At 68.0% G+C, this 24,764-nt stretch carries 24 protein-coding genes and 1 tRNA gene; 12 read left to right on the forward strand and 13 right to left on the reverse strand.

The window, feature by feature from the left end; genetic code table 11:
- Positions 1–11 precede the first annotated feature (11 nt).
- Genes ACFPOE_RS16945 through ACFPOE_RS16960 form a run of 4 tightly spaced genes read right to left on the reverse strand, consistent with a single transcriptional unit; the run spans position 12 to position 2,693 of the window.
- On the reverse strand, positions 12–590 hold the full coding sequence (locus ACFPOE_RS16945) for a pilus assembly PilX family protein (RefSeq protein WP_376851426.1): 579 nt from the start codon (positions 588–590) through the stop codon (positions 12–14).
- Positions 587–1,525, reverse strand: a complete 939-nt coding sequence (locus tag ACFPOE_RS16950) for a PilW family protein (protein ID WP_376851427.1) — start codon at positions 1,523–1,525, stop codon at positions 587–589. The genes ACFPOE_RS16945 and ACFPOE_RS16950 overlap by 4 nt, the downstream gene beginning before the upstream one ends.
- Entirely contained in the window at positions 1,522–2,046 is a 525-nt protein-coding gene (gene pilV, locus ACFPOE_RS16955) for a type IV pilus modification protein PilV (RefSeq protein WP_376851429.1), read from the reverse strand. Before pilV ends, ACFPOE_RS16950 begins: the two co-directional genes overlap by 4 nt.
- The gene (locus ACFPOE_RS16960) at positions 2,043–2,693 is read right to left on the reverse strand and encodes a GspH/FimT family pseudopilin (RefSeq protein ID WP_376851430.1); all 651 of its coding nucleotides are present in this window, start codon (positions 2,691–2,693) and stop codon (positions 2,043–2,045) included. The genes pilV and ACFPOE_RS16960 overlap by 4 nt, the downstream gene beginning before the upstream one ends.
- Positions 2,694–2,774: 81 nt before the next feature.
- Here ACFPOE_RS16960 and ACFPOE_RS16965 point away from each other — a divergent pair, with 81 nt between their 5' ends.
- Positions 2,775–3,380, forward strand: coding sequence for a GspH/FimT family pseudopilin (locus ACFPOE_RS16965; protein ID WP_376851432.1), 606 nt, complete (start codon positions 2,775–2,777; stop codon positions 3,378–3,380).
- A gap of 3 nt (positions 3,381–3,383) precedes the next feature.
- On the opposite strand, the gene nrdR is transcribed toward ACFPOE_RS16965, so the two are convergent.
- From nrdR to ACFPOE_RS16980, 3 genes are all read right to left on the reverse strand, one after another.
- Positions 3,384–3,833, reverse strand: a complete 450-nt coding sequence (gene nrdR, locus ACFPOE_RS16970; protein ID WP_376851433.1) for a transcriptional regulator NrdR — start codon at positions 3,831–3,833, stop codon at positions 3,384–3,386.
- A 91-nt stretch (positions 3,834–3,924) separates the two neighbouring features.
- Positions 3,925–5,169, reverse strand: a complete 1,245-nt coding sequence (glyA, locus tag ACFPOE_RS16975; RefSeq protein WP_376851435.1) for a serine hydroxymethyltransferase — start codon at positions 5,167–5,169, stop codon at positions 3,925–3,927.
- A 203-nt stretch (positions 5,170–5,372) separates the two neighbouring features.
- On the reverse strand, positions 5,373–6,185 hold the full coding sequence (locus ACFPOE_RS16980; RefSeq protein ID WP_376851437.1) for a lytic transglycosylase domain-containing protein: 813 nt from the start codon (positions 6,183–6,185) through the stop codon (positions 5,373–5,375).
- Between the two features lie 914 nt (positions 6,186–7,099).
- Here ACFPOE_RS16980 and ACFPOE_RS16985 point away from each other — a divergent pair.
- Positions 7,100–9,931, forward strand: coding sequence for a DUF349 domain-containing protein (locus ACFPOE_RS16985; protein WP_376851439.1), 2,832 nt, complete (start codon positions 7,100–7,102; stop codon positions 9,929–9,931).
- Here ACFPOE_RS16985 and ACFPOE_RS16990 read toward each other — a convergent pair.
- From ACFPOE_RS16990 to ACFPOE_RS17015, 6 genes are all read right to left on the reverse strand, one after another.
- Positions 9,928–10,689, reverse strand: a complete 762-nt coding sequence (locus tag ACFPOE_RS16990; RefSeq protein ID WP_376851441.1) for a M90 family metallopeptidase — start codon at positions 10,687–10,689, stop codon at positions 9,928–9,930. The genes ACFPOE_RS16985 and ACFPOE_RS16990 overlap by 4 nt on opposite strands.
- The gene (locus ACFPOE_RS16995) at positions 10,689–11,459 is read right to left on the reverse strand and encodes a UDP-2,3-diacylglucosamine diphosphatase (RefSeq protein ID WP_376851442.1); all 771 of its coding nucleotides are present in this window, start codon (positions 11,457–11,459) and stop codon (positions 10,689–10,691) included. The genes ACFPOE_RS16990 and ACFPOE_RS16995 overlap by 1 nt, the downstream gene beginning before the upstream one ends.
- Positions 11,460–11,472: 13 nt before the next feature.
- On the reverse strand, positions 11,473–11,979 hold the full coding sequence (locus tag ACFPOE_RS17000; RefSeq protein WP_376851444.1) for a peptidylprolyl isomerase: 507 nt from the start codon (positions 11,977–11,979) through the stop codon (positions 11,473–11,475).
- 52 nt (positions 11,980–12,031) lie between these two features.
- Positions 12,032–12,613 carry a peptidylprolyl isomerase gene (locus ACFPOE_RS17005; protein WP_376851445.1) on the reverse strand — a complete coding sequence of 194 codons (582 nt, stop codon included), beginning with the start codon at positions 12,611–12,613 and terminating at the stop codon, positions 12,032–12,034.
- The gene (locus ACFPOE_RS17010) at positions 12,610–13,869 is read right to left on the reverse strand and encodes a L,D-transpeptidase family protein (protein ID WP_376851447.1); all 1,260 of its coding nucleotides are present in this window, start codon (positions 13,867–13,869) and stop codon (positions 12,610–12,612) included. The genes ACFPOE_RS17005 and ACFPOE_RS17010 overlap by 4 nt, the downstream gene beginning before the upstream one ends.
- A gap of 75 nt (positions 13,870–13,944) precedes the next feature.
- A complete protein-coding gene (locus tag ACFPOE_RS17015) occupies positions 13,945–15,027 on the reverse strand; it encodes a L,D-transpeptidase Cds6 family protein (RefSeq protein WP_376851449.1) in 1,083 nt (360 codons plus the stop codon).
- 175 nt (positions 15,028–15,202) lie between these two features.
- On the opposite strand from ACFPOE_RS17015, the gene cysS reads away from it, so the two are divergent.
- The 10 genes from cysS (at position 15,203) to ACFPOE_RS17065 (ending at position 24,698) form a co-directional block, all read left to right on the forward strand.
- A complete protein-coding gene (cysS, locus tag ACFPOE_RS17020; RefSeq protein WP_376851451.1) occupies positions 15,203–16,582 on the forward strand; it encodes a cysteine--tRNA ligase in 1,380 nt (459 codons plus the stop codon).
- Positions 16,579–17,220: a DNA-3-methyladenine glycosylase family protein gene (locus ACFPOE_RS17025; protein ID WP_376851453.1), complete on the forward strand. Its 642-nt coding sequence runs from the start codon at positions 16,579–16,581 to the stop codon at positions 17,218–17,220. The genes cysS and ACFPOE_RS17025 overlap by 4 nt, the downstream gene beginning before the upstream one ends.
- A 35-nt stretch (positions 17,221–17,255) precedes the next feature.
- Positions 17,256–18,233 carry an acetyl-CoA carboxylase carboxyltransferase subunit alpha gene (locus ACFPOE_RS17030; RefSeq protein ID WP_376851455.1) on the forward strand — a complete coding sequence of 326 codons (978 nt, stop codon included), beginning with the start codon at positions 17,256–17,258 and terminating at the stop codon, positions 18,231–18,233.
- 20 nt (positions 18,234–18,253) lie between these two features.
- Positions 18,254–19,060: a phytanoyl-CoA dioxygenase family protein gene (locus ACFPOE_RS17035; protein ID WP_376851456.1), complete on the forward strand. Its 807-nt coding sequence runs from the start codon at positions 18,254–18,256 to the stop codon at positions 19,058–19,060.
- A gap of 4 nt (positions 19,061–19,064) precedes the next feature.
- Entirely contained in the window at positions 19,065–20,027 is a 963-nt protein-coding gene (tilS, locus tag ACFPOE_RS17040; protein ID WP_376851919.1) for a tRNA lysidine(34) synthetase TilS, read from the forward strand.
- Positions 20,028–20,177: 150 nt separating this feature from the next.
- Positions 20,178–20,768: a TonB family protein gene (locus ACFPOE_RS17045; protein WP_376851458.1), complete on the forward strand. Its 591-nt coding sequence runs from the start codon at positions 20,178–20,180 to the stop codon at positions 20,766–20,768.
- A gap of 93 nt (positions 20,769–20,861) precedes the next feature.
- Positions 20,862–22,133 carry an aspartate kinase gene (locus ACFPOE_RS17050; protein WP_376851460.1) on the forward strand — a complete coding sequence of 424 codons (1,272 nt, stop codon included), beginning with the start codon at positions 20,862–20,864 and terminating at the stop codon, positions 22,131–22,133.
- A 180-nt stretch (positions 22,134–22,313) separates the two neighbouring features.
- A tRNA-Ser gene (locus ACFPOE_RS17055) sits at positions 22,314–22,406 on the forward strand.
- 475 nt (positions 22,407–22,881) lie between these two features.
- Positions 22,882–23,580: a hypothetical protein gene (locus tag ACFPOE_RS17060; protein WP_376851461.1), complete on the forward strand. Its 699-nt coding sequence runs from the start codon at positions 22,882–22,884 to the stop codon at positions 23,578–23,580.
- Between the two features lie 221 nt (positions 23,581–23,801).
- Positions 23,802–24,698 (forward strand): carboxypeptidase-like regulatory domain-containing protein, encoded by an 897-nt coding sequence (locus ACFPOE_RS17065; protein ID WP_376851463.1) that lies wholly within the window; start codon positions 23,802–23,804, stop codon positions 24,696–24,698.
- Positions 24,699–24,764: the final 66 nt, after the last annotated feature.

Below are 24,764 nucleotides of genomic sequence, written 5' to 3' on the forward strand. Positions count from 1 at the left end.
GCGTGTTCTCCTCATGGGACTTCCAGGGTTGACTGCATCCACACTTCGCTGCCTTCCGGCCGGCCGGTGCCGCTGGCGACTTCGGGTCCGAAGCCGCGGGCGGTGATGAGATAGGTGGAGGTGGTCGTCAGGCCGTTGGCGGTGGCATTGACGATCGGAATCTGTTCGCTCACGCATTCCGGCATGCGGGCGAATGTCGCCGAGGCCAGGTTGACGGAGGCGGTGGGGATCACGAACACGCCGGTGCGGGTCCCGTCCCAGTTGGCGGTATTCACGCCTAGCGGCGCGGACGCGGCGGCCACGGGGGGCTGCACGGTCATGCCCGATGGCAGCAAGGTTCCGTTCTTCACGTTGTTGACGATCGCATCCTCGCAATAGCGCAGCGCCACTTCGGCCGCCTGGGTGGCCAACTGCGTGGTGCGCACGTTGCCCGACACGCCTTCGCTGGACAGGGCGTTGCGGATGCTGAAGGTTGCGAGCAGCGAGATCACCACCAGCATGACCAGGGCGATGATCAGCACGACACCCCGCTGGTCTCGGGCAGCGAGCGGAACGGTTGTGCGCGGTTGGCTCATTGACGGCTTTTTCATGAGGCGATCCGGTTACGCAGCACCACGGTGGTCGAGAAGGCACGCCGCAATCGCAGGTCGGGCGGGGCCGTGTTGAGCGAGCCGTCGCACTGGAAGTAGCGGGCCGACTCCGACGTCGGCGCAATCGGCTTCTCGCTGCGCACGATCAGGCAGACGCGCACCGTCGCGACCTTGGCCCAGCGGTCCGCGATCGGCAGCGCGGCGAGGCCGGGGTCGGCCGGCGCGGCGATGTCCGAGGCGGTCATGTAGCCCGCCACCGTCAGGGTGGTCGATGCGGTGGACGGCGCGACCCCGTAGGTGATCTGCATGTCCTCGACGTTCTCGACCAGGGCCTGGGGCGTGGCGCCGCCGTTGCCCTTGCAATACAGGTTGCCTGCGTCGACGTAGAAGCGGTTGTCCGCCACCGTGAAAGTGACGGTGGTCGGAACGACGGTGGGTGTGCTCCAGGCGCTGACCGAGGCCGTGACGACCGGCAGCGTCTGGCCCAGGCAGTCGGTGGCGTTGCCGCCGGAGGCGACCGTGTTGTAGCGGTCCGCTTCGTAGGAGAGCGCCAGTGCGTCGGAACCGGCTCCGCTGCAGGAGAGCGCGCTGATCGACGCGGCAGCCGGGTCGGTGAACTTGCTGTCGCAGCCGAAGACCGCCCAGTTGGTGCCGCCGAACACCGGGTTGCGCGGCGTGCTGGCGGCGTAATTCGGCTGCTTGGGATTGTTGCTCGCCATCCGGATGTGCTGGGTCAGGACCGCCAGGGCGGCCTGGGCGTCCTCGTTCATCCGGCTCTGCGCCTGGGTGGATCCGCTGGCGGACACGGAGCCGAGGTAGGCGCCGATCACGGCCAGCATCAGGACCAGCCCGATCACCAGCGACACCAGCAGTTCGATCAGCGTCAGGCCCCGCTCGCGCCGCGGGCCGTGGTGGATGCGTGCAGCTTGCTTCATAGCTTGAACCGGATGTGGATGCAACGCGGTGTCCCGGTATAGGTACCGGAAGCCGGGCATTCATCGTTGTTGTTGTTGATCGCGGCAAAGGTGGACGGCTCCTGCCACAGGATCCACAGGTCGCCCTCGCGCGAGGTGCAGGCGCCGTTGCAGACCATCCGCATTCCGCCCAGCGGGAGTTCCCTGCGCATCTCGGCGTTGCTCTGGGCCTTGTCCAGGCTGGCGATCGCCACGGCATCACAGCTGGGATAGACGCAGTTCGAGGTGGCCAGCACCGTGTTGAATGTCATTGCCTCGTTGTAGGCACCGCCGGTAAAGCCCGCGATGTTGGCGCGCATCCGCTCGACATGGCTGGCCCCGAGCATCATCGCGGTCGCCCGGTACCCCGACAGCTTGGGCATCTGCACCGCGTAGGCCATCATTCCGGCGAGCGACAGCATCCCGAAGGACAAGATCAGGATGGTCACCAGCACCTCGATCAGCGAGGAGCCCTGTTGCAGGAAGGAGTTGCTCTTTCTCATGTGCATGTCCCGTCTTCGGAGATCTTGGCCCGGCCGCTGGGGCTGACGCAGACCATCCGTTGCTGGTCCGCCGTGAACTGGCTGCCGCCGAAATTGAGGGTTGTGGCCGCGCCGTTCTGGAGCCGGCCGGTGGCGGTGAACTGGAAGGCCGTGGCAGCGGTCGGCGTGCCTTCCAGGATCGCATCCATGCCGGTGAGCGCCGATTGCACCCGCAGCGTGTGGTCCGTCGAATTCCATGCGCCCGACGCATCCTTGTCATGGAAGATGATCCAGCCGGCGGCCCAGCCCTTGGCGGTGGTGCCTGCGGTGGCGCAGGCGGGGGTGGCTGATTCGGGGTTGTCGCTGCGGCACATGATGACCCGGCCGCCGCGGCGGATCGCCTCGCTGCGGGCATAGCGCAGGTCGGCCAGGAACGTGTTCACGCTCCCGGACATCGTGTTGGACTTGATCATGCGCAGGAAGGAAGGACCCGCGAGCGTTGCCAGGATGGCCGCGATGGCAATCGTCACCAGCAACTCGATCAGGGTGAAACCACGCTCGTTTTTCATGAAACGCAGTGTTGCCGCAAACCGTGGCGGGCTGGCGCGGCGCCAGACGGGTGGTGGTGCCGGCTTGACCAGCGGCTGGGCGGCGCGTGGCGGCGGCATGGCACCCGGCGGTGTTTTTTCACACCTTCAAACGTGCATTTTTCGAGGTTGCGGCGCGGCGCCGTGACTATCTTTGACGCCATGAACACACACCAAACACCCCCCGCCGCCCTCCCTTCAACACTGCTGGAGCCCCTGCGCCGCCCGCGCAGGCACCGGGGCTTCACGCTGATCGAGCTGATGATCGTGGTGGCCGTCGCCACGGTGCTGCTTGGCTTCGGCGTCCCTTCGATGACCGCCTTGACGAACGCCAACAAGCTGACCGCCGCGTCGAATGCGTTCCTGTCGTCGCTGCGCCTGGCGCGCAGCGAAGCCTTCAAGCGCAACGGCCGCGTGGTCCTGTGCAAGTCGCGCGACGGCGTGGCCTGCAACCCGGGCGGCGGCTGGGAGCAGGGCTGGCTGGTCTTTCACGACGCCAACGGCGATGGCGTGCATGACGATGGCGAAACCGTCATCCAGCGCGGCAATCCCCTGCCCGCCAGCCTGCGGTTCACCGGCAATTCGACCGTCGGCCGCTATGTTTCCTTCGTCGCCAGCGGGTCGACCCGCATGATGGGCGGCGGCTTCCAGGCCGGCACCATCACGGTGTGCAACCAGTCGCTAGAACGCAGCGAGGCGCGCCAGATCGTGCTCAATGCCGTCGGCCGGCCGCGGGTGCAGAAGGTTGCGCTGGACAGCTGCGCCTGAACGTCACTTGCGCACTTCGTCGACCAGCGTCTTGAAATCGTCGATGTCCTCGAAGCTGCGATAGACGCTGGCAAATCGCACGTAGGCAACCTTGTCGAGCTTCTTCAACTCGCGCATCACCAGTTCCCCGATCCGGGTGGAAGGCACCTCCCGGACTCCCAGGTTCAGCAGTTTTTCCTCGATCCGTTCGACCGCGCCGTCGATCTGCTCCGTGCTCACCGGGCGCTTGCGCAGCGCCAGGTTCATCGAGGCCAGCAGCTTGGCGCGCTCGTATTCGATGCGGCGGCCGTCCTTCTTGACCACCGACGGGAAGTTCACGTCCGGCCGCTCGTAGGTGGTGAAGCGCTTCTCGCAGGCCGCGCACTGGCGTCGCCGGCGGATGAAGTCGCCGTCCTCGGCCATGCGTGTCTCCACCACCTGGGTGTCCACGTTGCCGCAGAACGGGCATTTCATGTCGAGCGCGGCGCCGCGCCGCCCCAAGCAAGCGAGCGCCCCCCCGGGGGGCAGCGACGGCGCGAAGCGCGGAGCGTGGGGGCCAACATTGCTAGCCGTAGACGGGGAAGCGGCGGGTCAGGGCGTTGACCTTCTCGCGCACCGCCGCGATGTTGGCCGGGTCGCGCGGGTTGTCCAGCACGTCGGCCAGCAGGTTGGCCGTCATCCTTGCTTCCTCTTCCCTGAAGCCGCGGGTGGTCAGGGCCGGCGTGCCGATCCGCACCCCGCTGGTCACCATCGGCTTTTCGGGGTCGTTGGGGATCGCATTCTTGTTGATCGTCATGTGGGCATCGCCCAGCACCGCTTCGGCTTCCTTGCCGGTGATGCCCTTGGAGCGCAGGTCGACCAGCATCAAGTGGCTCTCGGTGCGGCCGCTGACGATGCGCAGGCCGCGCTGCACCAGCGTCTCGGCCACGACCACGGCGTTCCTGGCCACCTGCTGCTGGTAGGTCTTGAATTCAGGCGCCATCGCTTCCTTGAAGGCCACCGCCTTGGCCGCGATGACGTGCATCAGCGGGCCGCCCTGCAGCCCGGGGAAGATGGCGCTGTTGATCGCCTTCTCGTGTTCCGGCTTCATCAGGATGATGCCGCCACGCGGTCCGCGCAGGCTCTTGTGGGTGGTGGAGGTGACCACGTCGGCATGCGGCACCGGATTGGGATAGACGCCGGCGGCGATCAGTCCGGCGTAGTGCGCCATGTCGACCATGAAGATGGCGCCGACAGCCTTGGCCACCCGGGCAAAGCGCTCGAAGTCGATCCGCAGCGAATAGGCCGAGGCGCCGGCGATGATCAGCTTGGGCTTGGATTCGTGGGCCTTGCGCTCCATCGCCTCGTAATCGATCTCTTCCTTCTCGTTCAGGCCGTAGCTCACCACGTTGAACCACTTGCCGCTCATGTTCAGGGCCATGCCGTGGGTCAGGTGGCCGCCTTCGGCCAGGCTCATGCCCATGATGGTGTCGCCGGGCTTGAGGAAGGCCAGGAAGACCGCCTCGTTGGCCTGGGCGCCGGAGTGGGCCTGGACGTTGGCGGCCTCGGCGCCGAACAGCTGCTTGACCCGGGTCAGCGCCAGCGTCTCGGCCACGTCGACGTATTCGCAGCCGCCGTAGTAGCGCTTGCCGGGATAGCCCTCGGCGTACTTGTTGGTCAGCTGGGTGCCCTGGGCGGCCATCACCGCCGGCGAGGCGTAGTTCTCGCTGGCGATGAGCTCGATGTGCTCTTCCTGGCGCTTGTTCTCTGCCTGGATGGCGGCCCACAGTTCGGGGTCGGTCTGTTCGACAAGGATGTTGCGGTGGTACATGGCAGTCCTGAAAGACGTGGTCCCTGTATATAACAAGGGCTGCCCAGGCGAACGGCTGAACGCCGGCGGGCCGGCGGTGCGCTTCCCAGTGGTTGCTGCAGGGGAGCCCTGCCTGGATTCCACGTCAGCACCGGCTGCTCCCATCGGGAGCGCCGCGCCTATCGCCAGTCGCGCACGGGGCTAGTTTAACTGCCCGCAGCGCTTCAGGACAGCGACAGGGCCGCGATCTTGTCCTCGACCGGCTTGGGCTCGACCGGCGTGACGATGGTCCGGATGGCCGGCGGCGAGACCAGCGGCACGCTCCGGCCGGTCGCCACCTGGCGCAGCCGCTCGTGCTCGGCCATCACCTTGTCGGCATAGCCGCCGTCGTCGCCGAGGTTGGCCGCGCCGACGTAGAACTTCAGGCCGGCGTTGAGGGAGCCGGCGCGCTGGATGCACTCCTGCAGCACCTTCACGCCCACCCGCAGGTTGGTGACCGGGTCGAAGGCTGCCAGCTTGCCGCCGAAGCTTTCGTACTTGTCGCTGTGGATCCCGGTCATCACCTGCATCAGGCCCTGGGCGCCGACCGGGCTCTGGGCGAACGGGTTGAACCCGGACTCCACCGCCATCACGGCCAGGATCAGGGTCGGGTCCAGCTTGGTCTTTTCGCCGATTTCATAGGCTTCGGCCACCAGCGCCGACACCGGTTCCGGCGCGACACGGTACTTCTTGCTGAGCCAGTACGCCACGGCCGCCTGCTGTTTCGGCAGGTCTTTCGGGTTGGTGGCGGTGGCGCGGTCGATGGCATCGAGCTCGGGCTCCATGCCCAGGGTTGCGGCTTGCCGCTCCTGCAGCCAGCTCATCAGCTTGCTTTCGCCGACCTGCCGCAGGTCGGGCCGGGCGGTGAGGGTGATCAATGAAAAGACGACGGCCAGCCCCACGAGGGCAAATCCGTTGTGCGTGATCTCAAAAAAGCCCTGGGCGATGTCGGATGCGAAGGTTCGCAGGCCGTGGGCAGTTCTTCCGAGCGCTGTCATAGCACTTCCTTTCTACGCGGGGACCTGCCTGCACAGCGTTGAAGCGGCGCGTGACGCGGTCCCTCGTTTGGATTGGCACGCCATCAAGATCGCAGCGGTCTGTTCAGACATCTGCAGCGATTCGACTTAGCCGGGGTCGGCAGCGGGTTCTGGATGTCCCCGTTCAGGCTGGGGACGGGCGAATTTTAGAGGCTGGCCTAATATCCGGTCAAGAATATCAAATTGATCTTTAATGCAATTATTACATGTTGCAGCCACAATTTACGCATGGCTTCTCGGGGAGAGCCTGTCGGCACGGCACCCGCCTGCTTGTCGGACAAGGCCCACAGCGGCCAGCCGTCTGCTATCAAATGCGAAGCGCGATAGACATGCGCCGGTTGAATTTTCAGCGATTCCAGTGCCGGACTTGCGGGGAGGCCAGAGATGCCCCCCGGCGGGCCTGCCTGCGGCGCGCTGAGGTCTCGAGTTCCTGCAGCTGTAACGGGATTTGGCCCGCCTGCCTAATCCCATTCATGGTCGCTGCTGAGTTCGCCTTGTCAAGGCAACTGCTCCAATCACGGCCGGGCAGGCCATTGAAAAGGCAGATTGGTAATCGCCCGGGCCGCCGTCTAAGCTATGAGTGCCTGAGCGATCAGGTACTTAGCCGGTAGGGCCACTTCGGTGGTAGCCCCGGCCCTTCCTGGAAGCAATCTCTTGCTTCCGACGCAGCCAGGGACAATCCCTCCTTGACTGCGGACCCAGACGGCACAGACCTCGTGTCCAGCCGTCAAGCCCGGCGGGCAGGCTGCAGGCCGACCGTCCGGGCTTTCTCATTTTGGCAGCGCCTCTGGCGACAGCGGCTCCATTCGCGGCGAGAATAGCGGTTGGCCGCGAGCGGCCGTTTTCTTTTTTGTTCCAACGATTTCCACACTCCCGTGACCCAAGCCTCTCCCACCAAGACCCATGACACCCAGGCGCTCGACACGCTGACCGGCGGCGCCTTCTCGGCGCCGACCTCAGGCGAGCGCGCCGCGCGCGTGCGCGACTGGCTTGCCGGCAACCCCAGCCCCGAGCAGATGCAGGAGGTGTTCCGGGAACTGAGCGGACGCGACAAGGGCGCCGCCCGCCTGTTGCGGGAGCGGCTGGACGAGATCAAGCGCAGCAAGGGGCAGGAAGTCATCGCCGCCGAATGGGCCGAGAAGGCCCGGGCCCTGATGGCGCCGCCCAAGATCAATATCGCCGACGCACTGGCCTGGCAGCGCGACGCCGCGCGCGCCGGCGCCCCGCTGAGCAAGGAGCCGCTGGCCTCGCTCAAGGCGGCTTTGGCCGACCGGGTCAAGGGAATCGAAGACCTGCAGCATCGGGTGCAGGTGCAGCGCGAGGCGGCAGTGCTGCTGGCGCAGCGCATCGAGGTGCTGTCCACCAAGTCATGGCGCGATGCCCAGGCGTCCGCCGCAGCGCTGCAGACCGACGTGCCGGACTGGCAGGCTCAGGCCGATGCGCTCCAGGGTGACGCCAACTGGGCCAGCGTGGACACCAAGTTTCCACCGCTGCTGGAGGCATCGCGCTCCCAGTTGCAGGCGGTCTGGGAGGCGTTTCGCAGTGCGTTGACGCAGGCCGAGGCGGCCGCGGCCGACCCGGCTGCGCCGCTGCCGCCGGTGCCGGTGTGGGCCGACGAACTGCGCCAGGGGCGCGGGCTGCCGGCCGAAGCGGCGCCGAAGGCGGCGGCCAAGCCGCGCGTCGATCCCGAGCTGCGGGCCAAGGCCAGCGACGCCATTCGCGAGGCGCTTGGCAAGCTGGAGCAGGAGATCGCACAGGGCCACGGCAAGGCCAGCGCCGGCGCCGCCAGCGCCCTGCGCAACGCGCTGAAGGAACACGGCAAGCTGGTCGACGACAAGCTGGAGAACCAGGCCCATGCCGCGCTGGCAGCCGCCGGCGAGCTGGAAGGCTGGCAACGCTGGCGCGCCGACCAGCTGCGCCAGGAGCTGGTGGCCAAGGCCGAGGCCCTGTTCGAACGCGTCGCTCCGGCGCAGCAGCCGGCACCGGCCGAAGCGGCAGTGGCAGCCCCTGTCGAAGGCGAGGAACCGCAGCCGGCCAAGCCGCCGGAGGCCCCGGCCGTGGTGCGCAAGCCCCGTTACGGCGGCCGCAAGATGCAGGAGCAGCTGCGGGCGCTGCGCGAGCAGTGGAAGCAGACCGACCAGGGCGGGCCGCCCAACCATGCGCTGTGGAAGCGCTTCGACGAAGCCTGCAACGAGGCCCACAAGGTGGTCGAAGCCTGGCTGGACAAGGTCAAGGCGGACGCCGCGGAACACCGCAACCAGCGCCTGGCGCTGATCGAGGAACTCAAGGCCTGGGCTGCCGACAACCAGACCGCCAAGGATGGCGACTGGAAGGGCTTCAACCGCGTGCTGCACCAGTTCTCGGACCGCTGGCGCGACGCCGGCCACCTGAGCGAGAAGGCCTTCGCCGAGCTGCAGCCGCTGTGGAAGGACGCCATCCACACCGCCGCGGCGCCGCTGGAAGCACTGCAGAAGCAGAGCCTGGAGCGGCGCCACGCGATGATCGACGAGGCCCGCGAGCTCGGCGAGCAGCCGGTCCTGCGGATCGACGCCGTCAAGGCGCTGCAGCAGCGCTGGCAGGCCGAGGCGCAGGGCGTGCCGCTGGACCGCAAGCACGAACAGAAGCTGTGGGACGCGTTCCGCAAGCCGATCGACGAAGCGTTCAACCGCAAGACCGAGGAGCGCGAGAAGGCCGCAACGCAGCTGAGCGAACGCGATCGCATCGTGCTGGACGCGTCCAGGGCGCTGGAGGCTGCCAACGCCAGCGGCGATGCGCAGAAGATCCGGACCGCGATGTCGGCGCTGGAGGCCGCGCTGCACGGCCAGGCGCAGGCGGCAGAAGCGGTGGCGCGCGCCGACGAAGCGGCCAAGAAGCAGGACAAGGACGCCGGCTCGGCTGCCGTGGGTGCGGCTTCCGCTCCCGAAGGGACGGAGAGCGTGACTGAAGCGGTTGCCGGCGAAAGCGCGGCCGCCGCGGAGACCGAAGCTTCGGCCGACGGCGAGGCGCCAGCCGCATCGGCCCCGGCGCCTGCGCCCAAGCCGGCGCCCAAACCCGTCGTCGCGATGCGCGGCGACGACCGGCCCGGCATGAAGAAGGCCGAGCCGATGGTGCCTGGCCGCGGCGGCAAGTTCGGCGACCGCAAGGGTGCGCCGGGCGGCGGCGGGCGCTTCGGCGAACCGCGCCGCGACGACCGCGCCCCGCGCGGCGAAGGCCGCTTCGGCGACCGGCCGACGTTCGAGGACCGCGGTCCGCGGCTGGGCGATGTCGCCTTCCGCGCGCAGCGCGAGGCGCTCGAGCACGCCCAGAGCGCGCTGAAGAAGCTGGCCGCGCAGGCGCACGGCGAGGCGCTGACGCAACTGATGACGGCATGGGAGCAGCGTTCCGGCGAGCAGGTGCCCAGCCTGCAGGAGCTGGGCAAGGCCGTGGCGGCGCCGGTGCGTTCCAGCTGGGTGCAGGCCGTCGGTGGGGCGCCGTCGGGCGATCCGGCCGAGGCCCTGCTGCGGCTGGAGATCGCGTCCGAATCGCCGACGCCGGCCGAGCACCTGAGCGCGCGCCGCCTGCTGCAACTGCAATTGCTGACCCGCCGCAACGATCCGTCGCCGGCCCAGACCTGGGGCCAGGACACGGCGCGGGTGCTGGCCAGCGCCTACGACGCCTCGGTGGCGCGCCGGCTGCAGACCGTGCTGAAGGCCCTGTTCCGGCGCTAGCGCGGGCGCGGCCCGAAGAACGGGTCGAACAGCCCGAGCAGCGCCGGGAATTCCTGCGCGAAGCGGGCCCGGTTGACGAAGTAGGCTTCGCAGGCGACGGCGAAGAACTCGTCGATCGCGGTCGCGCCGTAGGCGTCCAGCCATTGCGGCTCGCCGCCGAAGCGTTCGGCGACGATCACCCTTTCGCGGAAGGCACGGTACTCGGCCTCCATGGTGGAGGACCATTGCCGGCGCGCGGCCGGCGACGGCAGCGGCGGGCAGCCGTCGGCCCGGCCGTCGCGCAGGTCGATCTTGTGCGCGAACTCGTGGATCACCAGGTTGTAGCCGTGCTGCGCGGTGGCCCCGGCATCCTGCACGTCGCTCCAGTTCAGCATCACGGGCCCGCGGTCCATCGCCTCGCCGGCCAGCACGTCGTCCCACTGGTGCACCACGCCGGCTTCGTCGGTGGCGGTGCGGCGTGCGACCACCTGGCCGTGGTGCACCACGATGCCGACGAAATCGTCATACCACTTCAGGCCCAGGTGCAGCACCGGCAGCACCGCCTGCGCGGCGATCGACACGGCGACGTCGTCGGTGATGACGAAGCCCTGCGCGCCGTGGAACTCCTTGCCGGCCAGGAACTGGCTGGCCAGCTCCCGCAGGCGGGTGCGCTCGCCGTCCGGCCGCGCCGCCAGGAACGGATAACGCGCCAGCGCCTGTTGCCAGAGCGCGTCGGGAATGGGCCGGGCCGAAGCTCGCCGTTGCAGCCAGCCGAACATCAGGGCGCCACGCGCAGGGCGCCGGCATCGCTGACGCGCAGCACCTGCATGCGCGGCGTCGCGGCGGTCGCGTCCCAGTCGCTCAGCACGATGCGGCGCAGGCCGCCCGCGAGCGCATGGTCGGCCGGCTGGTGGGTGTGGCCGTGGACCATCACCGACGCGTCGGCGGCGCGCAGCCATGCCGTGGCGGCCTCGCTGTCCACGTCGCCGTAGGTGGCGTCGCCGCGCTTGCGCTCCTCGCTCTGTTGGCGCAGGCCGCGGGCCAGGGCGCGCCGCTCGGCCAGCGGCCGCGCCAGGAAGTCGCGCTGCCAGGCCGGCGCGCGCACCTGCGCGCGGAACGCCAGATAGGCGCTGTCGTCCAGGCACAGCGCGTCGCCGTGCGTGAGCAGCCAGCGCCGCTCCAGGAAGCTCAGCACCGTGGGATCGTCCAGCATGGTGGCGCCGCTGTCGCGCATCAGCGCGGAGCCGATCAGGAAGTCGCGGTTGCCGTGCATCAGGAACAGCGGCAGCCGCGCCGCGGTGGTCCTGAGGACCGCGGCGCAGTCGGCCTCGAAGCCGGGCGCGTCGGCGGCATCGTCGCCGACCCAGACTTCGAACAGGTCGCCCAGGATGAAGACCGCGTCGGCCGCCGTGCTGCCCATGTAAGCCCGCCAGGCCTCGAAGGTGGCGGGGTCGTCGGCCTGCAAGTGCAGGTCGGAAATGAAATCGGCCGTGCGCCATTGCCGCGGAGCAACCAGCTCCCGGAACGGCGGCACGGCCGGAGTGCTCACGCCTGGCGCGCCGTCAGACGACGGCGGCCTTCTCGATGATCACGTCGTCGTTCGGCACGTCGTCATGGAAGCCCTTGCGGCCGGTCTTGACGGCCTTGACCCGGTCCACCACGTCCTTGCCGCCGACCACCTTGCCGAACACCGCGTAGCCCCAGCCCTGCGCGCTCGGCGCCGTGTGATTGAGGAAGGCGTTGTCGGCGACGTTGATGAAGAACTGCGCGGTGGCCGAATGCGGGTCGTTGGTCCGCGCCATGGCCACCGTGTAGTTGTCGTTCTTCAGGCCGTTGTTGGCCTCGTTCTGGATCGGCGCGTCGCTGGGCTTCTGCTTCATGCCCGGCTCGAAGCCGCCGCCCTGGACCATGAAGCCCGGGATCACGCGGTGGAACACCGTGTTGTCGTAGTGGCCCTTCTTCACGTAGGCCAGGAAGTTCTCCACCGACTTGGGCGCCTTCGCCTGGTCCAGTTCGAGGGTGATGTCGCCGTAGCCCTTGATGGTCAGCCTGACTTGGGGATTGCTCATTGAAATTCTCCTGCAGTGTGGAGGGCGCGGCGCAGGCCGGCTCCCCGTTGGATTACTTGACGACCGTGGCCGACGTGATGACGACCGGCGTGGCCGGCACGTTCTGGTAGGGCCCCTTGGTCGTGGTCGGCACGGCCTTGATCTTGGAGATCACGTCCATGCCGGAAACCACCTTGCCGAACACCGCATAGCCGTGGCCGTCGGGATTGGGCGCGTCCAGCGAGACGTTGTCGCGAACGTTGATGAAGAACTGCGAGGTGGCGGAGTTCGGGTCCGCCGTGCGGGCCATGGCGATGGTGCCGACCTGGTTCTTCAGGCCGGCGCCGGCCTCCAGCACGACCGGCGGCCGGGTGGGCTTTTGCTGCATGTCGGCCGTGAAGCCGCCGCCCTGCACCATGAAGTTGTCGATCACGCGGTGGAACACGGTGCCGTCGTAATGCTTGTCGTTGACGTACTGCAGGAAGTTCTCCACCGTCTTGGGCGCCTTTTCCGGCTCCAGTTCCACCACGAAGTCGCCCATGGTGGTGGCGAACTTGACGCGCGGTGCGTCGGCGGCCCATGCGCCGGCAGCCAGTGCGCCGGCCACGACGGCCAGCGCGGCACGGCGCGAAACGCTCATCAGAAATCCGGTCATCCGATCACTCCTTCAAAAAAGATCTTCCACAACGCGCCCTGGCGCATCCAGTACTGGCGCTTGACGGCGCCGGCACGCGCACCCGCGATCACCTCGTCGAAGGTGACGATCATGGTGTCCGCATTGTCGGTCCAGCGCAGGTAGGACAGTTCCTTGAGCGCGACGTCGCGGCCGTGCGCCTTCTCGATTTCCGAACGCAGCTCGGGCGTCCATTGCGCCAGGGTCTTGCCGTAGCCGGAGAAATCCGGCGAATAGAACGCCAGCACCCGCGCGATGTCGCCGCTGGCCTTGGCGCTGCGCCAGGCCTGGATGGTGTCCGCGAAGCGCCTGCTGTCGGGCTGCACCGTCTGCGGCGTCACCCAGTGCAGGGTCTGCGCGATCACCACCGGCGTGGTGCGGATCTCCACCGTGCTGATGATCCGCTGCAGGTCCGGGTTGGCCAGCACGACGCAGCCGTCCGTGGCCTTGGGCGCGCGCGAGAACTGCGCCGGCGGCGTGCCGTGCAGCCAGATGCCGCTGCCGGTCTTGCCGCGCCGCAGGTCGTAGGGATTGGGGTAGTTGATCGGCAGTGCGCCGGCGCCGTAGAAGTCCTTGAGCGACTTCGGGTCCAGGTTGCTGGTGACGAAGTAAACGCCCAGTGGCGTGCGCAGGTCGCCCTCGGCCGACTTTTCGATGCCCGACTTGCCCACCGAGATGTAGTAGTCGCCCAGCAGCTTCAGGCCGGTGGGCGTGTTCTCGAACAGGTACAGCCGGGCGCGCGAGGCATCGATCGCGATCGCGTGCTTGTTGCGCGGCGACAGCTGCAGGAACTGCGCCGGGATGGCGCCGGCCGGCGGCTTCTCGCGCAGTGCCCGGATCCGCAGTTGCGACTCCTCGCGCAGTTCCGCCAGCATCAGCGCGCCGGTGCGGGCCGCGGCGTCCGGCACGTCGCCGATCGCGCGCACCGGCCGCGCACGCGAGGCCAGCAGGTCGCCGTACACGAGCTGTGCGAGCTGGAAATTCGGATGGTCCCGCACCAGCGTCTCGGCCTTGGCCATCGCCTCGTGGCCGCGGGCCTGGCCGATCAGCTTGTAGACCTCGATCAGCCGGGCCTCGGCCTCGCCGTCGCGCACCGGCGCAACCGGAGCCCGTGCGATGGCGGGGCGCTGCGGCCGGGCCGGTTGGCGGGCTGGGCGCAGGTTCTGCGACGCGGCCACGCTGCCGGCCGTCAACAGGCAGGCGGACAGGCACAACAGCACGAGCGATGCTCGCTTCATGGGGACAATCCGGCCGAACAAATCACCGGACAAATCAAGCCCGTTCGCTGCGGCCGCAAGCGATGCTCCATCGCATCAGCCGCCAGTCGATTCCTTGACGATCAGCCAGCGGTCCCCGGCCTTGACCAGGTCCAGGGTCTTGCGGCTCGTGACGTTGAGGGCATCCGCGCTGTAGGCCTGCCTGAACTTCGCCACCGCCTTGTTGCCGTTCACGCTGACGTTCACGTCGCTGAGTTTCACGCTGATCCGGTTCTTGCCGACGATGCGGGCACGCCGTTCGCTTTCCCAGGCCGAGCGCGACATCTTGCCTGGCGGGTTGAATTCCTTGCCGTAGGCGCCCAGGTAGCCGCCCATGTCCTTGGCGGCCCACGCCGCCGCCCAGGCATGCACCGCTGCCTCCACGTCCTTCGACGCGCCGGAACCGGCGGTGGTGCTGACCGGTGCCGGCGCCGGAGCCGGAGCCGGCGCTGCCGCCAGCACGGCCGGAGCCGCGGCCGGTGCGGGCGCCGGGGCGACCACGCCACTGGACATCTGCGGCGTGGGCGCCTTGGCGACCGCCACCGGGGCCGGTGCCGGCGCGGGCGCCGGTGCAGGGGCGGGGGCGGGAGCACGGGCCGCGGCCTGCGCCGTCTTGCCGGTGGGGGCGAACAGCTCGCGGATCAGGGCCAGCTTGGGCTGCACGCCGGTGTTGCTGGCATCGAGCTGGAGCGCCTTGCTGTAGGCCTGGCTGGCCAGCTTGGCGTAGACGTCGCCCAGGTTCTCATGGGCGGTGGCGTAGCTGGGATTGGTGCGGATGGCCATCTCGAGCGCCGCGCGCGCCTTGTCGAACTGGCTCTGGCCCGCGTACAGCACGGCCAGGTTGTTGTACGGCTCCGGCAGCTCCGGATAGTCTTCCGTCAGCTTGTTGAAGGTGGAGATGGCGTCGGCCGGCTTGCCCGCTTCGGTCTGGATCACACCCTTGAGGAAGCGCATCTGCGGATCGCGCGGCTTGGCTGCAAGGTACTGGTCAGCTTTGGCCAGCGCTTCCGAATGCTTGCCCGAGCGCAGCAGCTGGTTGACGTCACTGTATTCATCGGCCCAGGCGGCGGAGGCCAGGAGGGCAGCTGTCAATGCCAGCAGGCGAAGGGTTTTCGGAAGCGCATTGGAAGCGTGCGTCATTAATGCCTCGTGTGGATCGTACGCGTGGATTCGTGCCCACCGGGGGGCTATATACTGCGTCGGATTGTAGCCGAGGGGTTCCGCGCGGACATCCCGGCAATCCGCCAACAAGAGCAAAATCGGGACCCCCCGCACGCCGATGTTCCATCGCCAGTGACGTGGAGCCGAACCACCCATGAGCCTGCGCATCTACAACACGCTCTCGCGTGCCCTGGAGGATTTTTCCCCGCTCGAAGCGGGGCACGTGCGCATGTACGTGTGCGGCATCACGGTGTACGACCTGTGCCACGTGGGCCACGCCCGCTCGATGCTGGCCTTCGACGTGGCGCAGCGCTGGCTGCGGCAATCGGGCTATCGCGTGACATATGTCCGCAACATCACCGACATCGACGACAAGATCATCCGCCGCGCCGTCGAGAACGGTGAGACCATCCGCGGCCTGACCACCCGCATGATCGCCGAGATGTACAAGGACACCGATGCGCTGGGCATCGAGCGGCCCGACCACGACCCGCGCGCCACCGACTACGTGCCGCAGATGCTGGACATCGTCGGCGCGCTGGAGCGCAAGCAGCTGGCCTATCGCTCGGACAGCGGCGACGTCAACTACGCGGTGCGCAGGTTCCCCGGCTACGGCAAGCTCTCGGGCAAGTCGCTGGACGAACTGCACGCCGGCGAGCGCGTTGCGGTGCTTGACGGCAAGCAGGACCCGCTGGACTTCGTGCTGTGGAAGGCCGCCAAGGAGAGCGAGCCGGAAGGCGCCAAGTGGGACAGCCCGTTCGGCCGCGGCCGGCCCGGCTGGCACATCGAATGCTCGGCGATGGCGCGCGCGCTGCTGGGCGAGACCTTCGACATCCACGGCGGCGGCGCCGACCTGCAGTTCCCGCACCACGAGAACGAGATCGCCCAGAGCGAGGGCGCCAGCGGCAAGCAGCTGGCGCGCTACTGGATGCACAACGGCTTCCTGAACATCGACAACGAGAAGATGTCCAAGTCGCTGGGCAACTTCTTCACCATCCGCGACGTGCTGCAGAAGGTGGACGCCGAGACGCTGCGCTTTTTCTTCGTGCGTGCGCATTACCGCAGCGCCATCAACTACAGCGACGTGCACCTGGACGACGCGCGCGGCGCGCTCAAGCGGCTGTACACCGCGCTGCACCTGGTGCCGGCGGCAGCACCGGTTGCAGTCGACTGGGCGCAGCCGGTCGCGGCGCGCTTCAAGGCGGCGATGGACAACGACTTCGCCACCCCGGAAGCGGTGGCGGTGCTGTTCGAGCTGGCGGCGGAGGTCAACCGCACCCGTTCGGCCGAGGCCGCCGGCCTGCTCAAGGCGCTGGGCGGCAGCCTGGGCATCCTGCAGGGCGAGCCGGAGCGCTTCCTGCAGGCCGGCTCGACGCTGGACGAAGCGGCGATCCTGGAGCTGATCGGGCAGCGCGCCGCCGCCAAGCAGGCCAAGAACTTCGCCGAGGCCGACCGCATCCGCCAGCAATTGCTGGCGCAGGGCGTGGTGCTCAAGGATTCCGCCGGCGGCACCACCTGGGAGGCGGCGCAGTGAGCCCCTCGCCCCTGGTGCTGGCGACGCCCGATTACTGGGACGAAGCCTGCCGCCACCTGGCCCGCAAGGACCGCGTGATGAAGCGGCTGATCCCGCAGTTCGGCGACGCCTGCCTGCAGTCGCGCGGAGATGCCTTCACCACGCTGGCCCGCAGCATCGTCGGCCAGCAGATCTCGGTGAAGGCGGCGCAGACCGTGTGGGACCGCTTCGCCAAGCTGCCGCGCCGCATGACCGCCGGCAACGTGCTCAAGCTGAAGGTGGACGACATGCAGGCGGCCGGCCTGTCGGCGCGCAAGATCGAATACCTGGTGGACCTGGCGCTGCATTTCGATTCGGGCGCGGTGCATGCGAATGCCTGGCCCGAAATGACCGACGACGACATCATCGCGGAGCTGGTCGGGATCCGCGGCATCGGCCGCTGGACCGCCGAGATGTTCCTGATCTTCTACCTGATGCGGCCCAACGTGCTGCCGCTGGACGACGTCGGCCTGATCAACGGCATCAGCGTCAACTACTTCTCGGGCGAGTCGGTCAGCCGCAGCGACGCCCGCGAAGTGGCTGCCGCCTGGGCCCCCTATTGCAGCGTTGCGACTTGGTATATTTGGCGCTCGCTGGACCCGCTCCCGGTCGGATACTGAGCCTGACGCTCCCATAACAAGCAAGGAGACCCACCTTGGCCAAGAAGACCTTTCTCGATTTCGAGCAGCCGATTGCCGAACTCGAGGGCAAGATCGAGGAACTGCGCTACGTCCAGACCGAGTCCGCGGTCGACATCTCCGAGGAGATCGACCAGCTCAGCAAAAAGAGCCAGCAGCTGACCAAGGACATCTACAGCGACCTGACGCCCTGGCAGATCACCAAGATCGCCCGCCATCCTGAGCGTCCCTACACGCTGGATTACGTCAACGAGATCTTCACCGACTTCATCGAGCTGCACGGCGACCGCCATTTCTCCGACGACCTGTCGATCATCGGCGGACTGGCCCGCTTCAACGGCAATGCCTGCATGGTGCTGGGCCACCAGAAGGGCAGGGACACCAAGGAACGCGGCCTGCGCAACTTCGGCATGACCCGGCCCGAGGGCTACCGCAAGGCGCTGCGGCTGATGAAGACGGCCGAGAAGTTCAAGCTGCCGGTCTTCACCTTCGTCGACACGCCGGGCGCCTACCCCGGCATCGACGCCGAGGAGCGCGGCCAGTCCGAGGCGATCGGCCGCAACATCTACGAGATGGCGCAGCTCGAAGTGCCGATCATCACCACGGTGATCGGGGAGGGCGGCTCCGGCGGCGCGCTGGCGATCTCGGTGGCCGACCAGGTGCTGATGCTGCAGTACTCGATCTACTCGGTGATCAGCCCCGAAGGCTGCGCGTCGATCCTGTGGAAGACCTCGGACAAGGCGCAGGAAGCGGCCGACGCGATGGGCATCACGGCCCATCGACTGAAGGCGCTGGGCCTGATCGACAAGATCGTCAACGAACCGGTGGGCGGCGCCCACCGCGACCCGCGCCAGATGGGCGCGTTCCTCAAGCGGGCTCTGAACGACGCCTGGCGTCAGCTGAGCGACCTGAAGGTGCGCGAGCTGCTGGACCGGCGCTACGAGCGGCTGCAAAGCTACGGCCGCTACACCGACACCAAGGCCGACGCCCGCTAGGGCGGCAGGGACGGCGCGCAATGGCCCGCTTGTCCGCCGACGAGGTTGCCCGCTACCGCGAGCGGGGCTATGTCGTGCCCGCCTATCGGCTCGATCCCGCCTGGGTGCGCCGCATGCAGCAGGCGCTCGACGCGCTGATCGCCGCCAATCCGGGTGTGCGCCCCGAGAAGCTGGTGAGCGCCCATATCGCGGGCCAGAACGACGAAGGCGTGCGCGGGGTGAGCGACTTCCTCGCGCTGGCCATGCATCCGGACATCGTCGACCTGGTGGAGCAGGCGATCGGCCCCGACGTGATCCTGTGGGGCTGCCACGTGTTCTGCAAGCCGGCGCAGGAGGGCTACGAGACGCCATGGCACCAGGACGGCCACTACTGGCCGATCCGGCCGCTGGCCAACTGCACCGTCTGGGTGGCGCTGGAGCCGAGCACGCGCGACAACGGCTGCCTGCGGGTGATCCCCGGCTCCCATGCGGCGAAGCAGCTGCATCCGCACCTGCATGAGGACCGCACCGACCTGACGCTGAACCAGCGCATGGCCGACGGCGCCTTCGACGAGAAGGATGCGGTGGACATCGAGCTGGAACCCGGCCAGATGTCGATGCACGACATCTACATGATCCACGGCGCGCAGGCCAACCGCTCCGGGCTGCGCCGCACCGGTGTCGCGCTGCGCTACATGCCCGGCAGCTCGCTGTTCGACCGCAGCCTGAAGCCGGCGGACGGCCAGACCGGCGTGCCGGTGAGCTTCGCGACGCGGCCGCTGTGGCTGCTGCGCGGCGTGGACCGCACCGGCCGCAACGACTTCGACGTGGGGCATCGTGGCCGCTAGCGGCCTGCCTTCGACCGTCACCGGCGCGATCGCATCCTTTTCTCCCGCGCTGCCGCTGGCGGTGGCCTACAGCGGCGGCGCCGATTCGACGGCACTGCTGGTGGCCTGTGCGCGGAAGTGGCCCGGGCAGGTGCGGGCAGTCCATGTGCACCACGGGCTGCAGGCCGCGGCGGATTCGTTCGAGCAGCATTGCGCCGCGGCCTGCCGGCAACTGGGCGTGCCGCTGGCGGTGCGGCGCGTCGATGCCCGCCATGCACCGGGCCAGAGTCCGGAAGACGCCGCCCGCCGCAGCCGCTACGCCGCGCTGACCGCGGCGCTGCAACAGGAGTGGGGCGGCGCGGTGAAGGACATCGCGCTGGCGCAGCATGCGGACGACCAGGTCGAGACCATGCTGCTGGCCCTGTCGCGCGGCGCCGGCCTGCCCGGGCTGGCGGCGATGCCGGCACGCTGGCAACGCGACGGCATCACCTGGCACCGGCCCTTGCTGAAAGTGCCCGGACCGGCGATCCGGCAATGGCTGGCGGACGAAAAGATCGCATGGATCGAGGACCCGACCAACGCCGACGACGCCTTCACCCGCAACCGCATCCGCGCCCGGCTGCTGCCCGCGCTGGAACAGGCGTTCCCGCAGTTCCGCGAGACCTTCGCCCGCAGCGCCGGCCACGCCGCGCAGGCGCAGCAGGTGCTGGACGAGATCGCGCGACAGGACCTGGAACGCACCGGCACCCCGCCCGCCATCAAACAGCTGCAGACGCTGTCCACCGCCCGCCAGGCCAACGCCCTGCGCCTGTGGCTCAGGCGCGAGCACCAGGCCAGCGCCAGCGCGGCGCAGCTCGCGGAATTGCTGGACCAGGTGGCGGCCTGTACCACGCGCGGCCACGCCATCCGGATCAAGGTGGGCCACGGCTTTGTGCAGCGGCAGGGGGACCGGCTCGCCTGGGCGATGGAGCCTTCCGCGACGTTGTAAGCACGGCACAGGTACACACTAAACCCAGCTCGGCAGCAGCGGCTCGCTCCTAGAATCCGTGCGAGGGAGAAGGAACGCATGCACATGCACCGATGCGGCGTCCCGGCCCACAAGGCTGGCGGCGTCTGGGTCCTGATCGCAGGACTGGGTTTGGCAGCGATCGTCGGAGCGGACCGGGCCTGGGCCCAGTCCACGGCGGCACCCGTGGCGGGCCCGGCCGCGCCCAGCGAAGCCATGCAGCGCCAGGCAAACAGTCCGTACCGCTTCATTCTGCAGAACGCCAGCGCGCCGCCGCGCGCCAGGCCCGCGGTTGAAGCGAAGAAGGCGCCAAAGCCCGAGCCAGTGGCTCTGTCCCGGCCGGCGCCCGAGCCCGAGCCCGTCGCGCCGGCCCCGGCGGTCGAGCCGCCGCCGGCGCCGCCGCCTGCTCCCGAACCCGCCCCCGTTGCGGCCATCATCCCGCCCGCGCCCGAACCGATTCCTGCGCTGCGGCACATGGACGTGGTTGCGGTGCGCACCGACGATCCCAGGTTGCCGGCCGCACTGCTGCGTGAGCGCCCTTCGGGCCTGGTGCGGGTCTCGTTCGAGATCCATCCCGACGGCAGCACCGGCAACGTCAAGGTCGTCTCCAGCACCAACCACGCACTCAATCGCGTGTCCGTCGACGCCGTGTCCAACTGGAAATTCATGCCGGTGGACGAGGTGCTCTCCATCGAGACAGAGCTGGCGTACAAGTTCGACTAGGCTGTTCGCCTAGGTATAATCCCCGGGTTCTGCGCGCCGTTCCGCATCCTGCGGGACCTTTCGGTTGCCGCAGCTTTCACTCCCCGTTTCCCAATGGCATTGATCGTTCACAAATACGGCGGCACGTCGATGGGCTCGACCGAGCGCATCCGCAACGTGGCCAAGCGCGTGGCCAAGTGGGCGCGGGCCGGCCACCAGATGGTGGTCGTGCCCAGCGCCATGAGCGGCGAGACCAATCGCCTGCTGGGCCTGGCCAAGGAGCTGGCGCCGCCCAAGGCCAGCGAAGCCGTCGACCGCGAGCTGGACATGCTGGCTTCTACCGGCGAGCAGGCGTCGTCGGCGCTGCTGGCGATCGCCCTGAAGACCGAAGGCATGGAATCGGTCAGCTACGCCGGCTGGCAGCTGCCGATCCGCACCAACAGCGCCTACACGAAGGCGCGCATCGAGTCGATCGACGACAAGCGGGTGCGTGCCGACCTCGAGGCTGGCAAGGTGGTGATCGTCACCGGCTTCCAGGGCGTGGACGAGGACGGCCACATCACGACGCTGGGCCGCGGCGGCAGCGACACGTCCGCGGTGGCGGTGGCGGCGGCGATGAAGGCGGCCGAGTGCCTGATCTACACCGACGTCGACGGCGTCTACACCACCGACCCGCGCGTCGTGCCCGAGGCGCGGCGCCTGAGCACCGTGAGCTTCGAGGAGATGCTGGAGATGGCGTCGCTCGGCTCCAAGGTGCTGCAGATCCGCTCGGTGGAATTCGCCGGCAAGTACAAGGTGCCGCTGCGCGTGCTGTCCAGCTTCACGCCCTGGGACATCGACCTGGCCGAGGAAGCCAAATCCGGCACCCTGATCACTTTTGAGGAAGACGAACAAATGGAATCCGCCGTCGTTTCCGGCATCGCGTTCAACCGCGACGAGGCCAAGATCTCGATCCTGGGCGTGCCCGACAAGCCCGGCATCGCCTACAACATCCTGGGCGCCGTGGCCGAGGCCAACATCGAAGTGGACGTGATCATCCAGAACATCGCCCGCGACGGCAAGACGGACTTCAGCTTCACGGTGCACCGCAACGACTACGCCCGCACGGTGGACCTGCTCAAGGCCAAGGTGCTGCCCGAGCTGGGCACGGACCGCATCGAGGGCGACACCCGCATCTGCAAGGTCAGCATCGTGGGCATCGGCATGCGCAGCCACGTCGGCATCGCCGCCAAGATGTTCCGCGCGCTGTCGGAAGAGGGCATCAACATCCAGATGATCTCCACCAGCGAGATCAAGACCTCGGTGGTGATCGACGAGAAGTACATGGAGCTGGCGGTGCGGGCCCTGCACCGGGCGTTCGACCTGGACCAGCCGGCCGCGGCCTGACCCACGACCCGTTCGGGCTGAGCCTGTCGAAGCCTGGCGCCTCCGTTCGGGCTGCTGTCGAAGCCTGGCGCCTCCGTTCGGGCTGAACCTGTCGAAGCCTGGCCCCTCCGTTCGGGCTGAGCCTGTCGAAGCGCCCAGGGGCCAGCCGGGCCCCCAAGTCGTGAGATAATCGCTCTCGCTGGAAACGTGACCGAGTGGCCGAAGGTGCTCCCCTGCTAAGGGAGTATGGGGTGTAGAGCCCCATCGAGGGTTCGAATCCCTCCGTTTCCGCCAGGGACCCATTTCAGGGCGTCTCTGGACAGCTCAACACACCCCCCGAAAACACGACCGCAATCCGATGGAAGGCCTCAAGCCCTCCGATGCGCTCCGGCCCAGGCGCGAGGAAAACTAGCGCAGGTCGATGCCCGCGAGATGCCCGAGCTGCTGCCAAGGATCGAGGGTTACCCGGGCACGTCCAGATGATGAACCACTGGGCGGACCACCTGGATGCGCTGCGCAAGGCAACACCGAGCGTTGGGTCGGGCCCTTCCGAACGGACGGAAGGGAGGCGAAGAGGCAATGGCTCGCGGAACTGGCGTGTGGCATCGCGGACGTCTAAATGAGCCGGAGCGCGCGGAACCCCAGGTGAGAGTTGAGGATGAATTTGTTCAACTCGCCGCGATGCGCTTGCTCAGGAGAATGCCTGGCTACTCAGCTCAGTTCAATGTGCATCTCAAGGATGTGGAGATCGACAGCATTCTGAGTCCGGATGACTCGGGTCTACGTGTATGACACGGCAGGCCGGATCACCGGCATCACCCAGGGCCCGTGGGCCAGCCGCGCGGCGGCAGGCGAGCAGGCGTACACCACGCCGGTGAGCTGGGCGCCTGGCTACGACAGCCGCAACCGCCTTACCAGCCTGGCACGCGACGGCGCCTCCCGCCGCTACACGTACGACGCCAATTCCAACCGCCTCGCTGCGGTCGACAGCGCAACCAGCGACATCGACCTGGACGGCGTGCTGGATGCCGGGGACTTCACCCAGTCCACCAGCCAGACCTTGAATGTGGAGGCGGCCAGCAACAGGCTGCTGGGCCTGGCGCAGACGGTTGAGCCCTACCCGGGCTGTGGCTGCGCTCCCCGACGTCCAGGTCTGGAAGGAGCCGACCTGCGGGTGCCGCATGGATGCGTCGGCGTATGGCGGCAGATGAACACGTACAACGTGATGCTGGTGGCCAGGGACGGCAGTGCCACCGTGGTCCACGAGCCTCCCGTGGTTATACGGGTGCCGGGGACCGCGTCGGACACCGGGTATCCGGTGAGCTGCCGCCCGCGGCAGGCCGCCAGCATTTTCGCGGGATGGGCGCGCCCATCGATTGCTGAGGTGGGGTCGTCGCCGGAGAGCGCGCGACTGCCGGGTTCGTCTTGCTTCCTTGCCTCCTTCCTTCGCGTGCGGGCGCTCATGTGACCGGCAGCTTGATCTCAATCAAGGAGCGGTGCGTGGCCGCGCCTAGCATGCCTGCATCGGGTGCATCTCTGGCCGCGACGTGTTCCGGTGAAGCACGCCTTGCTCAACCGGGCGTCCAGAGAAATCCTGGTCGACGGGCGCATCTGGCGTTCCCCTCGTACGCGCGACTCACTTCTGTCTTGCTGGTGTCTTTTCGGGAGTCTCAAATGTCCAGGAATTGCATGTTTCCCCGCACCGGGATGACCGGTGCGATGGTCTTGACGCTGCTGCTGGCGGCCGGGTGCGGCGGCGGTGGCAGCAGCAGCGATGCCCCCGGCCCCGCTGGGACCGGCACCATCAGCGGGGTCGTCACCAAGGGTCCCGTCGGCAACGCCACAGTCACTGCCTATGGCGTTTCCGACGGCCAGAGCCGCGCCCAGATCGGGATGGCGACCACCGACGCCGGCGGGAGCTTCACGATGTCCATCGGTACCTACGGCGGGCCTGTGATGGTGCAGGCGAGCGGGGGCAGCTACAGGGACGAAGCCACGGGCCTGTCCATGGGGATGGCATCGGGGGATGTGATGAGCGCGATGGTGCCTGGCGTTGTTGCGGGTGCCGGCAGCAACGGTGTCCAGGTGACGCCCGTGACCGCCATGGCACAGGCGATGGCGCAGCAGATGCCCGGGGGCATGACGGCAGCCAACATGGCCAGCGCAAACGTTGCCATGGGGAACTATTTCTTGGTGAGCGACATCCTGCACATTCAGCCGATGAATCCGCTCAGCCCCGGCGCCGGCGCCGCCGCAAGTCAGGACGCGCGCAACTATGGCATGACGCTGGCGGCCATGTCGCAGTACGCCAGGACCCTCAACATGCCGGTCTCTTCAGCGCTGATCACGGCCATGATGAACGATGCTTCAGACGGCATGATGGATGGAAAGAGGGGTGGTGCGCAGATCACAATGACGATGGGCGCAATGATGGGACCCAGCATGATGGCCCCGGACTCCGCGACCAGCGGGCTGGCAGCTGCGATGACGGCGTTCATGAATTCCAGCGCCAATGTCTCGGGCGTGACGCCCGCCGACATGGCGGGACTGATGCAGAAGCTAAGCAGCTCCAGCGGGAAGATCTGAGCACCCGCAGGATGGTTTGCCCGCATGCAGGCACCCGTCGCGTCGCCAGGAGTGTTGACCGCGCGA

Source organism: Caenimonas terrae, from assembly GCF_042655405.1.
Lineage (GTDB): Bacteria > Pseudomonadota > Gammaproteobacteria > Burkholderiales > Burkholderiaceae_C > Ramlibacter > Ramlibacter terrae_A.

What these genes read in the sequence shown, in the direction of transcription:
- ACFPOE_RS16945 (WP_376851426.1), bottom strand. Translation starts at nt 590, where the DNA reads ATGAAAAAGCCGTCAATGAGCCAACCGCGCACAACCGTTCCGCTCGCT.
- ACFPOE_RS16950 (WP_376851427.1), bottom strand. Translation starts at nt 1,525, where the DNA reads ATGAAGCAAGCTGCACGCATCCACCACGGCCCGCGGCGCGAGCGGGGC.
- pilV (WP_376851429.1), bottom strand. Translation starts at nt 2,046, where the DNA reads ATGAGAAAGAGCAACTCCTTCCTGCAACAGGGCTCCTCGCTGATCGAG.
- ACFPOE_RS16960 (WP_376851430.1), bottom strand. Translation starts at nt 2,693, where the DNA reads ATGCCGCCGCCACGCGCCGCCCAGCCGCTGGTCAAGCCGGCACCACCA.
- ACFPOE_RS16965 (WP_376851432.1), top strand. Translation starts at nt 2,775, where the DNA reads ATGAACACACACCAAACACCCCCCGCCGCCCTCCCTTCAACACTGCTG.
- nrdR (WP_376851433.1), bottom strand. Translation starts at nt 3,833, where the DNA reads ATGAAATGCCCGTTCTGCGGCAACGTGGACACCCAGGTGGTGGAGACA.
- glyA (WP_376851435.1), bottom strand. Translation starts at nt 5,169, where the DNA reads ATGTACCACCGCAACATCCTTGTCGAACAGACCGACCCCGAACTGTGG.
- ACFPOE_RS16980 (WP_376851437.1), bottom strand. Translation starts at nt 6,185, where the DNA reads ATGACAGCGCTCGGAAGAACTGCCCACGGCCTGCGAACCTTCGCATCC.
- ACFPOE_RS16990 (WP_376851441.1), bottom strand. Translation starts at nt 10,689, where the DNA reads ATGTTCGGCTGGCTGCAACGGCGAGCTTCGGCCCGGCCCATTCCCGAC.
- ACFPOE_RS17000 (WP_376851444.1), bottom strand. Translation starts at nt 11,979, where the DNA reads ATGAGCAATCCCCAAGTCAGGCTGACCATCAAGGGCTACGGCGACATC.
- ACFPOE_RS17005 (WP_376851445.1), bottom strand. Translation starts at nt 12,613, where the DNA reads ATGACCGGATTTCTGATGAGCGTTTCGCGCCGTGCCGCGCTGGCCGTC.
- ACFPOE_RS17010 (WP_376851447.1), bottom strand. Translation starts at nt 13,869, where the DNA reads ATGAAGCGAGCATCGCTCGTGCTGTTGTGCCTGTCCGCCTGCCTGTTG.
- ACFPOE_RS17015 (WP_376851449.1), bottom strand. Translation starts at nt 15,027, where the DNA reads ATGACGCACGCTTCCAATGCGCTTCCGAAAACCCTTCGCCTGCTGGCA.
- cysS (WP_376851451.1), top strand. Translation starts at nt 15,203, where the DNA reads ATGAGCCTGCGCATCTACAACACGCTCTCGCGTGCCCTGGAGGATTTT.
- ACFPOE_RS17035 (WP_376851456.1), top strand. Translation starts at nt 18,254, where the DNA reads ATGGCCCGCTTGTCCGCCGACGAGGTTGCCCGCTACCGCGAGCGGGGC.
- ACFPOE_RS17050 (WP_376851460.1), top strand. Translation starts at nt 20,862, where the DNA reads ATGGCATTGATCGTTCACAAATACGGCGGCACGTCGATGGGCTCGACC.
- ACFPOE_RS17060 (WP_376851461.1), top strand. Translation starts at nt 22,882, where the DNA reads ATGACTCGGGTCTACGTGTATGACACGGCAGGCCGGATCACCGGCATC.
- ACFPOE_RS17065 (WP_376851463.1), top strand. Translation starts at nt 23,802, where the DNA reads ATGTTTCCCCGCACCGGGATGACCGGTGCGATGGTCTTGACGCTGCTG.